Here is a 14277-nt window from a genome sequence, read left to right as displayed (position 1 = left end):
GCGAGGATCTGCCATGGCGACCGGACCGAACCGCATTCTCGACGAATTCGCAAAGATCATGACCGACGCGGCGGGTGCCGCGCAGGGCGTGCGGCGCGAAGTGGAGACGGCGTTCCGGGCGCAGGCCGAGCGAATGCTGAATTCCATGGACGTAGTGCAGCGCGAAGAATTCGAGGCCGTGCGCGAGATGGCGGTCAAGGCGCGGGAAGACAACATCCAGCTGGCGATGCGCGTCGAGGCTCTCGAGGCCAAGCTCGCCGAACTGACCGGACAGGCCGCACCTGCGGGTGCTGCGAAGCCCCGCGCAAAAAAATAATCGTTAAACTTTTCCACATAGCGCGATCCGAAAAATCGCTTTGCCGTGAATCGCTTACCGGCATTGCATGAATCTTCATGACAGCCACCTTTCCACATGCGGATGACGCAGTGCGAAAAATTGGGCTGTTCACGCGACTCCCGATCAATAGACTGAATTTGTTGCATGATTCGAAGCAGGGTCATGCGCCGGGCGGTGGGGTCCGGTTGGGGTCTTTGCGTTGGAAAGTCCTGACCGTCCGAGTTCTAGACAGATTGTTCGTCGTGTGTGCCCCGCGGAGCGTGTGGCGCTCCCCTGAACACAGGAAGCATTCATGGAACTCCTCGAACTCGAATTCTCCCGCGAAATCCACCCGGTGGACGTCATCGAGCAGGTGGCCCACAACAACGACTGGTCCTTCGAGCGCGCCGGCGACGACGAGATTTCGATTTCGGTGGCCGGCAGTTGGACCGACTACCATGTCTCCTTTTCCTGGATGGAGGATTTCGAGGCACTGCATCTGGCCTGCGCCTTTGACATCAAGGTGCCGGAGACGCGTACGCTGGAAGTGATGCGGCTCTTGTCGCTGATAAACGAACAGATGCTGTTCGGGCATTTCGACCTGTGGGAGCAGGAAGGCGCGATCATGTTCAGGCAGTCGCTGCTGCTTGCCGGCGGGGTCGAGCCGTCGAGCCAGCAGGTCGAGGTGCTTCTGTCCTCGGCGTTAGAGGCCTGCGAATGCTATTTCCAGGCCTTCCAGTTCGTCGTCTGGTCGGGTACATCGGCCAAGGACGCGCTCTCCAGCGTGCTCTTCGAGACCCACGGAAACGCCTGAACCAAACCGATATCGCCGATGAGTTCCAGCAGCGAGCGCAAGCCCGAGATCAGTTTTGCCGATTTCGACCGTGTCGATATCCGTGCCGGCACGATCGTCGAGGCCGAGCCGTTCCCGGAGGCGCGTAAGCCGGCGATCAAGCTGAAGATCGATTTCGGTCCGGCGATCGGGGTGAAGAAGTCGTCGGCGCAGATCACCAAATATTATGCGCCGGAAACGCTTGTCGGTCGCCAGGTCTTCGCGGTGGTCAATTTCCCGCCGCGCCAGATCGGCCCGTTCATGTCGGAGGTGCTGACGCTGGGCTTTCCCGATGAAGAGGGCGCCGTCGTGCTCGGCGCCATCGAGCGGAAAGTGCCGGACGGCGGGCGCTTATTCTAGAACGAGCCTGGGGCGACTGGAGCCACCCTGTCCTGGTCGGCGCGCTTACTTGGCATCCCCAACGCCTCGTCGACCGCGTCGAGGAACATTTCGGCGCAGGCCTGCCAACTGTAGCGCATGGCGCGCTGGCGCGCTTCGGCGCGATCGACGTGAAGCGCCTTCATCGCCGCCTCGCCCAAGTCGTTCGACACGGCTCCGCCGACGCCGTCGCCGACAATATCGATCGGTCCGGTCACCGGATAGGCGGCGACGGGCGTTCCGCTGGCCAGCGCCTCGATGATGACGTTGCCGAAGGTATCGGTGCGGCTCGGAAAGACGAAGACATCGGCCGACGCGTAGATCTTGGCCAGTTCGTCGTTCGGGCGGTGGCCGAGGAAATGCGCGTTGGGATAGCGCGCCTTGAGCTTTGCCAGTTCGGGCCCTTCGCCGACGATGACCTTGCTGCCGGCCAGGTCGAGGTCGAGAAAGGCGGCCAGGTTCTTTTCGATTGCGACACGGCCAACGCACAAGAATACCGGGCGGGGGTATCCGGTTTCCTTGCGCTTGTCGGGCCGGAAATGGTCGGTGTCGACGCCGCGCGTCCAGGGCCTCAGCTTGTCGAAGCCGCGAGCGGCCAGATCGTCCGCCAGCGATTGTGTGGCGACAAGCGTGCCCTGTCCGGAATTGTGGAAGCCGCGCAGCCAGTTGTAGGCCCAGCTCTCCGGTACCGGCAGGCGGGCGCTGAGATATTCGGGAAAGCGCGTGTGATAGCTGGTGGTGAAGGGGCGGCCCACCTTTCGGCAATGTCGGCGCGCCATGATGCCGAGCGGACCCTCGGTGACGATGTGGATGTGGTCGGTCTTGGCGGCCTCAATCAGGCGCGCGACATGCCCCGGCGTCGTCAGCGCAAGCCGGATGTCGGGATAGGTCGGCATCGGCAAGGTGCGAAAGAGGTTCGGCGTCAGGAAATCGAGCTCGACGTCGAAGGGTTTCAGCGCCTCGGTGAGGCGTTCCAGCGTGTGCACCACGCCATTGACCTGGGGCCGCCAAGCGTCGGTGACCATCAGGATACGCATGGCGATCCCGATACGCATCGCGATCCCGATGCGCATGACAGTCCCTTGCCGCGATAACTCCCTAGCGCGCCGGCGCGGTGCCGGAACGGCAGCCAGGCAGCAACCCGCGCCTCGCTCCAGCGCACCCGGGCGGGCACGGGATCGAAGCGGGGCGGCAGGGCCGAATCAACGAAGGTCGCGCGCTTCATGCGCGCTCTTGACCATGATTTCATGACGGGCGGATGAAGCCTGCCTCGGCCGGATTTACGCGGGAACTTTGATGACGGCGCGCAAGCCGCCGAGCGGGCTGTCCTCGAGGCTGATATCGCCGCCATGGCTGCGAGCGATGTCGCGGGCAATCGACAAGCCAAGTCCGGTGCCGCTGGCGTCCAGGTTGCGCGCCTCGTCGAGCCGCAGGAACGGCTTGAACACCTCTTCGCGCTTGTCGGGAGCGATGCCCGGTCCGTCGTCGTCGATGGTGACGGTGAGCGAGCCGCGACCATGGTTGGCGTGGACGTCCACGGTCTTGGCATAACGAAATGCGTTGCCGATGACGTTCGACAGCAGCCGGGCGAAAGCGTTCGGCCGCACATGCACGGCCGGATCGCCGGTCAGCGTCGTCGTAAGCTTGCAGCCACGCAATTGCGCTTCCTCGCCGAGCTTCTGGAAATAAGCATTGAGGTCGAAGCGGCCGGTATCCTCCGCGGCCTCGCCGCGGGCAAAGGAGAGATAGCCTTCCAGCATCGACTGCATGTCGTCGATGTCCTGGTTCAGCGCGGCCTTGGTTTCGGACTTGCCGCCGGCCAGCGCCAGCTGCAGCTTGAAGCGGGTGAGGATGGTCCTGAGGTCGTGGCTGACGCCGGTCAGCATGGCGGTGCGCTGCTCGATCTGGCGCTCGATACGCTCACGCATCTGGATGAAGGCGAAGCCGGCGCGACGGACCTCTTCGGCGCCGCGCGGGCGGAAATCGCGCGGCATCGGCCGCCCCTTGCCAAAGCTCTCGGCGGCCTCGGCGAGCGTCAGGATCGGCCTGATCTGATTGCGCAGGAAGGGAATGGCGATCATCAACAGCACCAGCGAGGTGCCGACCATCCAGATCAGGAAGATGTGGGTGTTCGAGGCATAAGCCTGGCTGCGCCGCACAAAGACGCGCAGCACCTTGCCTTCGAGCTGGACCCGAACCTCGACGACGTTCGAGTTGCCGACCGTGTCGATCCAGAACGGACGGTTGATCTGCCTGGTGATCTCCGACGACAGCGCCTCGTCGAGGATCGAGAAGAACGGTTTCGGGCCGGGCGGCGGCAGCGGATCGGGCGGCAGCAGATCCACCTTCAACTGCATACGGTCCTGAGCGATGCGGATGATGTTGGCGTAGTCGGCGTCGTGCGGATAGGTCTCCATCATGTCGATGACGGCCGCTATGTCCGAGATGGTCGCCTGCGACAGGCGCTGGGTGACCGTCTGCCAATGGCGCTCCATGAAGACGAAGGCGACCACCGACTGCAAAAGGATCATCGGCGCGATGACAATGATCAACGAGCGGGCGTAGAGCCGCTTCGGCATGTAGAGCGCGACCAGGCGCCAGAACCGGTTCCAGGCGCGCGGCATCGCCCTCAGTGTCCGCAGCGCGAGATCGCCGGGGCCGCCTCCTTCAGGCTGTTCCAGTTGCGTGGTCGCCATTCGCCCTTCCGCTCGTCGATGGCCGTTCAGCAAAGGGCCTTCGACGGTAGTTTATTCGACGCTGAGCCGATACCCAATACCGCGCACCGTCTGCAGCCACACCGGATTGGACGGATCGCGTTCGATCTTGCGGCGCAGCCGGTTGATCTGCACATCGATGGTGCGCTCGCCGACATCCGATTCATCGCCCACCAGTTCATGGCGCGGTATGGTCTCGCCCGCCCGCGCGGCGAAGATCGCGAGGATCTCCTGCTCGCGGTCGGTCAGCTTAAGCGCCTCGCCGCCACGCTTCAATTCGCGCTTGGCGATCTGGAACGTATAGGGTCCGAACACCAGCTGTTCGACCTTCGGCGTCGCTGCCGGGCCGCCACGGCGCAGGATGTTGTTGATGCGCAGGATCAGCTCGCGCGGATCGAACGGTTTCGGCAGGTAATCGTCGGCACCGGCCTCCAGCCCGGTGATGCGGCTGTCGGTCTCCGACAGCGCCGTCAGCATCAGGATCGGCACGTTCTTCTCGGCCCGCAGCGCCTTGGTGAGGTCGACGCCGGTCTCGCCCGGCATCATGACATCGAGCACCAGAAGGTCGAAGTCGAGGCCGGCGAGCTTGCGCCTGGCCTCGCCGGAATTGCCGGCGACGGTGACGCGAAAGCCGTTCTCGGACAGATACTGCTTGAGCAGGTTGCGGATACGCGTGTCGTCATCGACAACCAGAAGATGCGGCGCGTCATCGTCGGGCGCGGCCGGATGATCAACCTTCTCAATGGTCTCCATGGTTCTTCCCCGATGTTTGCGCAGGCACAATGTCGATCTGCGCCCTTAGTTCCGGATTCACCATCGCCTCCAGGAATCGCTCGATCGTCGCGCGTTCGGTGGCTCCGGAATCCTCCAATGCCGCACGGATGCGGCGCGACTGTGGCCGCGCCAGCGCTAAGGCCAGCGCGCGACCCTTGGCGGTCGGGTAGAGTTCGCGCTGCCGGCGGTCGCGCGGACCCTGCACCTGGACGATATGGTCGGTGTCGATCAACTGCTTCAAAACCCGCGCCAGGCTCTGCTTGGTGATCTTCAGCACGTCGAGCAGTTCGGCGACGGTGAGCCCGGGCCTGCGGTTGACGAAATGCAGCACGCGATGATGGGCGCGGCCGAAGCCATACTCGGCGAGTATCTGGTCCGGGTCGGAGGTGAAATCGCGGTAGGCGAAGAAAAATAGCTCGATGATGGCAAAGTCGATGCCGTCCTCGTCGGCGATCGCCGTCCTGATCGGTTTTCCGGCTGCGGGGCTTGGATCCGTCATCATTTCTCCATGCGAGGCGGGAATTACGTCAGTACTATTGACGTAATTTCCAGGCAATGATAATTTTTGACAAGCTTTTCGGCGGATTGCGAACGAAAAGGCAAGTGGAAGCCGTTTTTCCGGAACTTCCTGAGTTTGCCACGAATTGAATATCCGCCTACGCTTTCAAGCATTGGCCAACGTTTCGGGTCCTGTGGCGGGGCCGGTACGAAAGGCTTTAAAACACAACGATTTGCGGGCACCCGCCCGCGGGAGGTTTCCATGGCATCCGTTCCCTTCGATCAATTGGACGGCTTCATCTGGATGAACGGCGAGTTCGTCAAATGGGCCGACGCCAAGATCCACGTGCTGACCCATGGCCTGCACTATGCCAGCGCCGTTTTCGAGGGCGAGCGCGCCTATGGCGGCCGGATCTTCAAGCTGACCGAGCATAATGAGCGCCTGCATGAATCGGCACGCCTGCTCGGCTTCAAGATCCCCTATCCGGTCGCCGAGATCGACGAGGCCTGCCGCACCCTGCTGAAGAAACAGGGTTTCCAGGACGCCTATGTGCGCCCGATCGCCTGGCGCGGCAGCGAGCAGATGGGCGTCTCGGCGCAGAACAATCGCATCAACGTCGCCATCGCCATCTGGCAGTGGCCGAGCTATTTCGACCCCGCGCAGAAGCTCAAGGGCATTCGCCTCGACGTCGCCGAATGGCGCCGGCCCGATCCGCGCACCGCGCCGTCCAAGTCGAAGGCCGCCGGCCTCTACATGATCTGCACACTGTCCAAGCACGCCGCCGAGGCCAAGGGCTACGCCGACGCCATGATGCTCGATTGGCGCGGCCAAGTGGCGGAAGCCACGGGAGCCAACATCTTCTTCGTCAAGGACGGCAAGATCCATACGCCGACGCCCGACTGCTTCCTCGACGGCATAACCCGCCGCACGGTGATCGGCCTGGCGAAAGACCGCGGTTTCGAATTAATCGAGCGCGCCATCATGCCGGAGGAGCTCGAAGATTTCGAGCAATGCTTCCTCACCGGGACGGCGGCCGAGGTCACGCCTGTCTCGGAGATCGGTCCATACCGATTCGAGGTCGGCGAGATCGTCAAGACGTTGATGAATGACTATTCTGCCGCAGTGCAACCAAAGCATGCCATCGCCGCAGAATAGCGATAGTCACAGCTTTTTTGTGCAGCAGGGGCGGTTTTCGGGCCGCGCTTTTTATTTAAGCTTTCACGCATTTGACTTTCGAACGGTTCGGCGTCTCATGATGGTGTCGGCCCTTGGAGGCAGGCGGCTATGGAGGGACTAGTTACATGGACAGCAATACGATTATTCAGATCGTTGTACAGGTAATTGCCGGCGTTATCGGTGGCCAGGCGGTTGGCGCGGCGCTGAAGCAGGCGGCGATGGGCCAGCTTACCAAAATCCTCAGCGGCGCCATCGGCGGCGTCGGCGGTGCGGCCATCCTCGGCAGTCTGCTCGGCGGCGGTGGAGTCGACGCGGCGGCAGCGGCGGGTGGAATCGGCAGCGCGCTCGACCTGAAGAACCTTCTCGGCGGCGTCGGCGGCGGCGCCATCCTGACCGGCATCGTCGGCGCGGTCATGAACGCGATGAAGAAATAACGTCTCTCGCTTCAAGCTTTCAAATGGGCGGTTTCGGCCGCCCATTTTCGTTTCCAGGATATTGTGCCGGCCGGCAGTGGACGGCGTTTGCCCGCCTGTCTACATCAGGGCAACCATCGGAGCGGTTCTCACTTTCCCTGGAATTGCTCGAGAAAGGAAAGCCATGGGTCAGCTCAATGCCGGTATCGTGCCGGTCACGCCGTTTCAGCAGAACTGCACCATTTTGTTCGACATGGACGACAAGACGGGCGTCGTCGTCGATCCCGGCGGAGATGTCGACAAGATATTGTCAGTGCTGAAGGACAATGCCATCACCGCCGGCGCGATCTGGATCACGCATGGTCATATCGACCATGCCGGCGGCGCGATGGAACTGAAGGACGCGCTGGGCATCGACATTCTCGGCCCGCACGAGGCCGACAAGCCCCTGCTTGCCAATCTCGAGAACCAGGCCAAGCGTTTTGGCCTCACCGATCCGGTGCGCAATTGCGTGCCCGACCGTTTTCTGACCGAAGGCGAGGTCGTGTCCTTCGGCAGCCATCAGTTCGAGGTGCTGCATTGCCCAGGGCATGCGCCGGGCCATGTCGTCTACTACAACCGAGCGGCCAAATTCGCGCATGTCGGCGACGTGCTGTTTCGCGGCTCGGTCGGGCGCACCGATCTGCCCGGCGGCGACCACGCCGCCCTCATCGCCTCGATCAAGGACAAGCTTCTACCGCTTGGCGACGACATAGGTTTCATTTGCGGCCATGGCCCGGGCAGCCGCTTTGGCGATGAACGGCGGACCAATCCGTTTCTGACCTAGGCTATGCCGATATTCAGGTGATGCCGGCCTGCGAGCGTTAGTTTCCTGCGCTTCCGGTGCTCACGTACTGTAAGTACGCTCCGCTCCGGTTCTCGGAACCCATCGCTCTCGGCTCGGCCTGACCTGAATCTCGGCATAGCCATCGTTGGCGAGTTATTCAAAAAAAGCGCCGCCCAAGGGGGGCGCATTTTAGGGCAGGGAATCCTGGGTTTTCTTAATTGGCGACGCAGAAATGCTGGGCGCCGTCACTGCCGGTGAAGGTGCCGGTCCGCGAATTGAAGCTGCGGTAGCGGTCCGAACAATACTCGTACCAGCCGCGGGTCCACGGTTCGGCGTAGCGGTCGGCATAGACGACACGGGGCTGCTCAACGTAGTAGCGGCGCACCGGCCGGTCGACATAATAATCCTCACCATAGGCCGGTTCGTAATAGCGCGGCCCGGGGTTGCTCAGCGCGCTGCCGATCAGGGCGCCGGCCGCGAGGCCGACAACGCCGGCGGCAAGGGCGTCGCCGCCATGGTGACGATGATGATGCCAGCGCCAGTCATCGGCACTGGCCGCCGAGAAGGTGGCCAAGGTGGTCGCGGCAATGCCAACGCTCAGGATGGCGGTCTTGAGAAAACGGTTCATTTTCGGTCTCCTTCGCGCCGGCCCGCGCATTTTTCAGGGGATACGGACCGGCTTTAGCAAAAGTTAATAGGAGACCGTGGCTGAACGGAGGCTGAACGAAACCGGCAAAAACGATTTTTCGTAGCTTGGCGATTCAAGTGCTCGGGCACAACCCAATGCCGGGCGGGAGCGGTCCCGCCTCAAATAACCTCCGTCGGACCCGTCGTGAGCCGGCCTAGCCGATCGACAGATTGACGGCCTTCGGACCCTTGCCGCGCTTGTCCGGCTCGGTGTCGAATGTCACTTTCTGCCCATCCTCAAGACCGGGAAGGCCCGACGCCTGCACGGCCGAAATGTGGACGAAGACATCCTTCGCGCCATCATCGGGCGTGATGAAGCCGAAGCCCTTGGCATGGTTGAAGAATTTGACGGTGCCGGTCTGCGGCATGGGAAACTCCTTTGATCCCATCAAGTCAAGTCTCGGGCCGGCAAACTGCCCGAGAGGAAATTTGTCCTTTATTTTAGCGCTATCGGCAAGAGAAAGTTTTCGCCTGCCGATCCAAGCATTTGCGCGCAAAAAAGGCGCGACCGTTTCGGCCGCGCCTTCGCAATTCAGGCCTGTCCAGAAGCCGGTTCATGACCCTGCCGCACCGCTGCGTGCGCAAGGACAGGCCGGTCCGGCGATCAGCCTGCGCGCAGGTTGACCGCCTTCGGGCCTTTGCCCATGCGGTCCGGCTCGACGTCGAAGGTGACCTTCTGGCCGTCGACCAACGTGCGCAGGCCGGAAGCCTCGATCGCCGAGATGTGGACGAACACGTCCTTGGCGCCGCCATCCGGCGTGATGAAACCGAAGCCTTTGGTGGCATTGAAGAACTTTACGGTACCGGTCTGGGCCATTGGGGAAAACTCCTTCACCCGTGTCAGTCTTGTGGTTCGCCCGCTGCCTCGCGCCTCGGGCAAATCCCGGTGGTTGCTTCGGCGGTCATGCATTCGCGCATGGTCAAACCCCCCGCCGAAAAACGGGGTTGTCAGAGATTCACACTTATCGGGGAAAGGTCGTCCAAAACGTTCCGCTCTCCGGGTCGCAAATGCCCGAACGTGATTTTTATTACACGGAAACGTGATGGTTGCAAGACGACGCTCGCGGGCGGCCTGCGGCGCGTCCAACGCTGGGGCTTCGATAGAGCCCGTGCCACCGCGGGTCATCGGCCAGAGGCGGGCCAAGCATGGGCCAGAATGAAGGTGGCGACGACGGGTTCCGCGGCTCCACAAACGACGGTTGCCTTTACCGCGCAGGATGCGAGGATACCGCGAGCCGGCATCACGGCCGGGATGGAGGAGGGGTATATGCGGCTTCTTGCAGTGGCACGGCACGGCGTTGTCGTTTTCATGCTATCCGCGCTGCTGGCGGCCTGCACCGCCGTCGTTGACGATGACCCGCGCCCGCCCGGGCCGCATCCGCAGCTCTGCACCATGCAATACCAGCCGGTCTGCGCCCGGCGCGACGGCGACCGGCAGACTTTTGCCAATGCCTGCCTGGCCGAAAGGGAAGGCTACCGCATCGTGCGAGAGGGTGCTTGCCGCGACGGCGGCGGTGGTGGAGGAGAACAAGCCTTCTGCACGCGCGAATACGCTCCAGTCTGCGCCAGGCGCCACGGGCAAGTGCGGACCTTCCCGAACGCGTGCGAAGCGCGCGCGGCGGACTACCGCATCGTCGGCGACGGCCCGTGCTGAGAGGACCGCGGTGTCCATTCGCGCAGATGGACACCGCGAGGCGCGCTGACGCTTTGTCTTGAATCTCTTGTCCGCATGGCTTAGGTCCGGCGGACCAACAAATACGGCAGGTTTCCCATTAACAAAGATCGCAGAAGAGCGGCAAACGCCGGTGGCAGGCCAGGTGGCTCGGTGAACCCGCTCGATCCTTATGTCCAAAAGGCGCTGCAACTGCACCAGGCCGGCCGGCGCCAGGAGGCCGAGGCGCTGTACCGGCAGGTTCTGGGGCAGCAGCCGAACCATGCCGCTGCGCTGCATTTCCTCGGGCTGCTGCTGCACCAGACCGGCAGGAGCGAGGAAGGGCTCGATCTCATCGAGCAGTCGGTGACGCTGCAGCCCGAGAATGCCGATTTCCTCAACAATATGGGCACGGTCATGCGCGACCTCGGTCGCGTCGCCGCCGCGGTCGATTTCTTCCGCGGCGCCGTGGATATCCGGCCGGACCAGCTGGCCGCGCGCGACAATCTCGGTTCGTCGCTGAAGCAGCTCGGCCAGTTCGACGCGGCCGAGGAGATCTACCGCGGCACCATCGGCCGCAACCCGTTCCATGTCCGCGCGCGCATCGGCCTTGCCGAGACGATGCAGGAGGCCGGGCGGCTGGACGAGGCGATCAAGCTGTTCAGCGAGGCGCTGTCGATCCGCCCGAAGGACGCCGAGCTTCTCTACGGGCTGGGCGTCGCGATGATGGAGAAGGGCAAGCTCGACGAGGCGGCCGACCGCGCTCGCCAGGCGCTGGCGATCGCCCCGAACATGGCCAAGGCCTGGCTGCTGCTCACGCAGGTCAAACGCCAGACCGAGCGCGACAAGGAGCTTGCCGGCATGGAGGCCGAGCATGCCAAGGCGCCGCAAGGCAGCCTCGCGCGCATGCAGCTCTCCTTCGGGCTGGGAAAGGTCAATGACGACCTCAAGGATTATGGCCGCGCCTTCGACTATTTCGCCGAGGGCAATGCCATCCGCCGCAAGGTGATCGACTACGATCCCGCGCGCACGCGCGGCGAATTCGAGGCGATGAAGGCGGCCTTCGACGCAGCCTTCTTCGAGAAGCACAGGCCAAGCGGTATTTCCGACGACACGCCGATCTTCGTCGTCGGCATGCCGCGTTCCGGCACCACGCTGGTCGAGCAGATCATCGCCAGCCATCCGCAGGTTTTCGGCGCGGGCGAGTTGAACATCCTTAAGACGGCCGTCGCTAAGCAGTTTCCGATGAGCATGCCGGGCGGCTTCCCCGCCGGGATCGCCGACATGTCGGACAAGGCCTTCGCCGAAGCCGGCCAGGCCTATCTCGACATGCTGCATAGCCGCTATCCGGGCTATCGCCACGTCACCGACAAGATGCCGGGCAACTTCCTTCTGGTCGGCTTCCTGCACATGATGCTGCCGAAGGCCAAGATCGTCCATTGCGCGCGCGATGCGGCGGCCACGTGCCTGTCGATCTTCAAGGTGCATTTCCGCGGCGACAGCCACCGCTACGGCTACGACCTCGGCGAGCTCGCCGATTTCCATAACCTCTACACCGACATCATGGCGCATTGGCACAAGGTGCTGCCGGGCGTCGTGCATGATGTGCGCTATGAGGATTTCGTCGCCGACCAGAAAGGGCAGACACGGGCGCTGATGGCGTATCTCGGCCTGCCCTGGGACGACAAGGTGCTGTCATTCCACGAGACGGACCGGCCGGTCCGCACCGCTTCCGCGGCGCAGGTGCGCCAGCCGATGTATCAGGGCTCCGTCGATCTGTGGAAGCGTTATGGGGACCGGCTGAAGCCGCTGCTTGATCGGCTGAACTAGCACACGCGTCAGTGATTGGCCGAAGCGCCCGAACTTCGTCATCCATGGGCGAAGCGGACGCGCAGACCCGAGGATACATTCCGTGAGCGCGCGCGAAGATTAAAGGCGGCGCAGAACAGGGGTCGTTCTGCATCGCTGCAAAGCTCATCGGTAACGGAATGGATCCTCGGGTCTGCGCCGCGTCGCTTCGCTCCTTGCTCCGCCCGTGGATGACAACCTGACGAGCGTCTCGGCCAATCGCAAATGATTGCGATCAGCCGACACTGGCGTTCCGTCGCTCCTCAAAGCTCGATGAACGGCTGGAAGCCGCCGAAGATCATGCGCTTGCCGTCGAACGGCATGGCAGACCAGTCCATCTTGAGACGCTCGTCGGCCATCACCTTGGCCATGACCGCGTCGCGGCTCTGCCTGGATTCGTAGACGACCCAGGAAAAGATGACGACCTCGTCGTCCTTCGCCTGCACGGCGCGCGGGAACGAGGTCAGCTCGCCATAGGGCACGTCGTCGCCGACGCATTCGACATAGGCAATCGCGCCGTGCTCCATCCAGACGGTGCCGGCGTTCTCAGCCATTTTCTTGTACGCATCGAGATTTGCCTTCGGCACGGCAAGCACGAAACCATCGACATAGGACATGCTGAACTCCTCTTTGTGACGTCTCTTTATCCCCTGTGGGAGAAGGTGGATCGGCGCGCAGCGCCGAGACGGATGAGCGGTGCGCCAGCTCGGCGCTTACCCCTCACCCGGATTGCCAGCCGATTCGCGAAGGCCAAATCGGGGCAATCCGACCTCTCACACAGGTGGAGAGGTGGGCGGGCTCACTTCACCGGCGCGTTCATCGCCCAGGCGACGCCGAAGGGGTCTTTTACCTGGCCCCAGCGGTCGCCCCAGAACATCACCTGCAGCGGCGTGACGACCTCGCAGCCGGCATCCACCGCGCGCTTCCACCAGGCATCGATGTCGTCGCTGCCGAGATGAAGCTGCAGCGTATAACCCTGTGCCGCCTGGTGCGGATGGCCGTGTTCGGGATAGGCATCGCCCAGCATCAGCGTCGAGCCGTTGACGTAGAGATGGATGTGCATGGTGCGGCCCTTATCGTCCGGCGGATAGGCGAACACTTCCTCGGCGCCGAAAGCCTTCTTGTAGAATTCGGCGGCCTTGATGGCGCCGTCGACCTGCAGGTAGGGGGTCAATCCGCCAAGGACCTTGGCGCGGGGCGGGGTCTGGTCGTTCATTCTCGTGTTCCTCTTCACGGGGGTTGATCTGGCTTGCGGCCCCGGACGCTTCACCGTTTCACGGAAACGGCGAACCGCCCGGTCTCTTCATTTCTACGCAATTTCGAACGGAAAACCGGTTCACAGTTTTCCTGGAATTGCTCCGAGGACGGATGAGGCGGTGGTGATCCTACATGCCTGACGAAAAATTCTTAAGGGCCGGCTCCGATAGTCCGGACACTCGGCGGGACCAGGAAACATTGGCATTCAAGGCTCCGTTTTATATGACCTTCGCCGAGAAGGTGGCGGCGCGGCGGCTTTCGCGCGTTTCGAAAATCTCCGGAAAGCCGATGTCCTTGCGCAGTTCGGCCGGCAGCGAAAGCAGAATGCGCTCGCTGCGGTGACGGGCGCGTGCCTGGGCATACCGGTTGGCAAGGCGGCCGATGGATGACAGTACCGACATGTTGCTTCTCCCTGGTTGATGCCGGCATCATCGTGTCGGCATCCCAAGGACGAGGCGGCAATCGGCGATCCGACAGATCGCCTCGATCTTTTTTCAGAACACCGACGCCGCCAGCGCCGTGTCGTAATATTCCACCATCTCGATGATCTCGCCGTCGCGGACCGTCCAGAAATTGGCGGTGCGCATGATGAACTCCTCGCCCGTGGCGCGGCGCGTCATATGGATCTCGACCTGCGCGGCGACCTTGTCGCCGCCGTCGATGATCTCGACCGGAACGAAGTGCCGGTACTCGAAGTCGTCGTCGAGCGCCAGGAGCCTGGCGAGGAATTCCTGCTTGCCGTGCGCGGTGCCGGCATGCCGCGATTGCCGGGGATCGGCAATCCAGCGGAACACGACATCTTCGGAGCACCGAGACAAGGCGCCCTCGATGTCGCGGTCCGCATAGGCTTGGTAAAGATTGCTGACGATATCCACTGCACGCATGGCCCGGTCCCTCCATGGCTAA

At 62.8% G+C, this 14277-nt stretch carries 19 protein-coding genes; 8 read left to right on the top strand and 11 right to left on the bottom strand.

Features of this window, described 5'->3' with window-relative positions; all coding sequences use genetic code 11:
• Positions 1–13 precede the first annotated feature (13 nt).
• The 3 genes from O7A05_RS02225 (at position 14) to O7A05_RS02215 (ending at position 1508) form a co-directional block, all read left to right on the top strand.
• Positions 14–316 (top strand): accessory factor UbiK family protein, encoded by a 303-nt coding sequence (locus O7A05_RS02225; RefSeq protein ID WP_337091288.1) that lies wholly within the window; start codon positions 14–16, stop codon positions 314–316.
• 313 nt (positions 317–629) lie between these two features.
• Entirely contained in the window at positions 630–1130 is a 501-nt protein-coding gene (locus O7A05_RS02220; RefSeq protein ID WP_112098904.1) for a type III secretion system chaperone family protein, read from the top strand.
• Between the two features lie 18 nt (positions 1131–1148).
• The gene (locus tag O7A05_RS02215; RefSeq protein WP_040989641.1) at positions 1149–1508 is read left to right on the top strand and encodes a tRNA-binding protein; all 360 of its coding nucleotides are present in this window, start codon (positions 1149–1151) and stop codon (positions 1506–1508) included.
• Here O7A05_RS02215 and O7A05_RS02210 read toward each other — a convergent pair.
• The 4 genes from O7A05_RS02210 to O7A05_RS02195 all read right to left on the bottom strand — a co-directional run bounded on the left by O7A05_RS02210 (position 1505) and on the right by O7A05_RS02195 (position 5513).
• Positions 1505–2563, bottom strand: coding sequence for a glycosyltransferase family 4 protein (locus O7A05_RS02210; RefSeq protein WP_337091443.1), 1059 nt, complete (start codon positions 2561–2563; stop codon positions 1505–1507). The two genes, O7A05_RS02215 and O7A05_RS02210, sit on opposite strands and share 4 nt — an antisense overlap.
• A gap of 243 nt (positions 2564–2806) precedes the next feature.
• The gene (locus tag O7A05_RS02205; protein ID WP_337091286.1) at positions 2807–4222 is read right to left on the bottom strand and encodes an ATP-binding protein; all 1416 of its coding nucleotides are present in this window, start codon (positions 4220–4222) and stop codon (positions 2807–2809) included.
• A gap of 51 nt (positions 4223–4273) precedes the next feature.
• On the bottom strand, positions 4274–4993 hold the full coding sequence (locus O7A05_RS02200) for a response regulator (protein WP_040989639.1): 720 nt from the start codon (positions 4991–4993) through the stop codon (positions 4274–4276).
• A complete protein-coding gene (locus tag O7A05_RS02195) occupies positions 4980–5513 on the bottom strand; it encodes a MarR family winged helix-turn-helix transcriptional regulator (RefSeq protein ID WP_224516706.1) in 534 nt (177 codons plus the stop codon). Before O7A05_RS02195 ends, O7A05_RS02200 begins: the two co-directional genes overlap by 14 nt.
• A gap of 261 nt (positions 5514–5774) precedes the next feature.
• Here O7A05_RS02195 and O7A05_RS02190 point away from each other — a divergent pair, with 261 nt between their 5' ends.
• The 3 genes from O7A05_RS02190 (at position 5775) to O7A05_RS02180 (ending at position 7928) form a co-directional block, all read left to right on the top strand.
• Positions 5775–6668, top strand: coding sequence for a branched-chain amino acid aminotransferase (locus O7A05_RS02190; protein ID WP_337091285.1), 894 nt, complete (start codon positions 5775–5777; stop codon positions 6666–6668).
• 146 nt (positions 6669–6814) lie between these two features.
• Positions 6815–7123 (top strand): hypothetical protein, encoded by a 309-nt coding sequence (locus O7A05_RS02185; protein WP_040996837.1) that lies wholly within the window; start codon positions 6815–6817, stop codon positions 7121–7123.
• A gap of 163 nt (positions 7124–7286) precedes the next feature.
• Positions 7287–7928 carry an MBL fold metallo-hydrolase gene (locus tag O7A05_RS02180; protein ID WP_337091284.1) on the top strand — a complete coding sequence of 214 codons (642 nt, stop codon included), beginning with the start codon at positions 7287–7289 and terminating at the stop codon, positions 7926–7928.
• A 214-nt stretch (positions 7929–8142) separates the two neighbouring features.
• On the opposite strand, the gene O7A05_RS02175 is transcribed toward O7A05_RS02180, so the two are convergent.
• From O7A05_RS02175 to O7A05_RS02165, 3 genes are all read right to left on the bottom strand, one after another.
• A complete protein-coding gene (locus tag O7A05_RS02175; RefSeq protein ID WP_337091283.1) occupies positions 8143–8556 on the bottom strand; it encodes a BA14K family protein in 414 nt (137 codons plus the stop codon).
• A 214-nt stretch (positions 8557–8770) separates the two neighbouring features.
• On the bottom strand, positions 8771–8983 hold the full coding sequence (locus O7A05_RS02170; protein WP_006202521.1) for a cold-shock protein: 213 nt from the start codon (positions 8981–8983) through the stop codon (positions 8771–8773).
• A 236-nt stretch (positions 8984–9219) separates the two neighbouring features.
• Complete coding sequence (locus tag O7A05_RS02165) at positions 9220–9432, bottom strand: cold-shock protein (protein ID WP_140821513.1); 213 nt, start codon at positions 9430–9432, stop codon at positions 9220–9222.
• A gap of 450 nt (positions 9433–9882) precedes the next feature.
• Here O7A05_RS02165 and O7A05_RS02160 point away from each other — a divergent pair, with 450 nt between their 5' ends.
• Together O7A05_RS02160 and O7A05_RS02155 are read left to right on the top strand one after the other, a co-directional pair.
• The gene (locus O7A05_RS02160) at positions 9883–10269 is read left to right on the top strand and encodes a Kazal-type serine protease inhibitor domain-containing protein (RefSeq protein WP_337091282.1); all 387 of its coding nucleotides are present in this window, start codon (positions 9883–9885) and stop codon (positions 10267–10269) included.
• A gap of 171 nt (positions 10270–10440) precedes the next feature.
• Positions 10441–12096: a tetratricopeptide repeat-containing sulfotransferase family protein gene (locus O7A05_RS02155; RefSeq protein ID WP_337091281.1), complete on the top strand. Its 1656-nt coding sequence runs from the start codon at positions 10441–10443 to the stop codon at positions 12094–12096.
• A gap of 281 nt (positions 12097–12377) precedes the next feature.
• Here O7A05_RS02155 and O7A05_RS02150 read toward each other — a convergent pair whose 3' ends face one another.
• From O7A05_RS02150 to O7A05_RS02135, 4 genes are all read right to left on the bottom strand, one after another.
• Positions 12378–12731 (bottom strand): DUF1428 domain-containing protein, encoded by a 354-nt coding sequence (locus O7A05_RS02150; RefSeq protein ID WP_337091280.1) that lies wholly within the window; start codon positions 12729–12731, stop codon positions 12378–12380.
• A 182-nt stretch (positions 12732–12913) separates the two neighbouring features.
• Positions 12914–13330 (bottom strand): VOC family protein, encoded by a 417-nt coding sequence (locus O7A05_RS02145; RefSeq protein ID WP_127864537.1) that lies wholly within the window; start codon positions 13328–13330, stop codon positions 12914–12916.
• Between the two features lie 259 nt (positions 13331–13589).
• Positions 13590–13772: a hypothetical protein gene (locus tag O7A05_RS02140; RefSeq protein ID WP_224587753.1), complete on the bottom strand. Its 183-nt coding sequence runs from the start codon at positions 13770–13772 to the stop codon at positions 13590–13592.
• Positions 13773–13865: 93 nt separating this feature from the next.
• On the bottom strand, positions 13866–14255 hold the full coding sequence (locus O7A05_RS02135) for a nuclear transport factor 2 family protein (protein ID WP_337091279.1): 390 nt from the start codon (positions 14253–14255) through the stop codon (positions 13866–13868).
• Positions 14256–14277: the final 22 nt, after the last annotated feature.

It is taken from the genome of Mesorhizobium argentiipisi (SeqCode) (assembly GCF_037179585.1).
GTDB classification, from domain to species: Bacteria; Pseudomonadota; Alphaproteobacteria; order Rhizobiales; family Rhizobiaceae; genus Mesorhizobium; species Mesorhizobium argentiipisi.
Note: the sequence above shows the minus strand (reverse complement) of the source record. Positions and strands in the feature narration are given on the sequence as shown.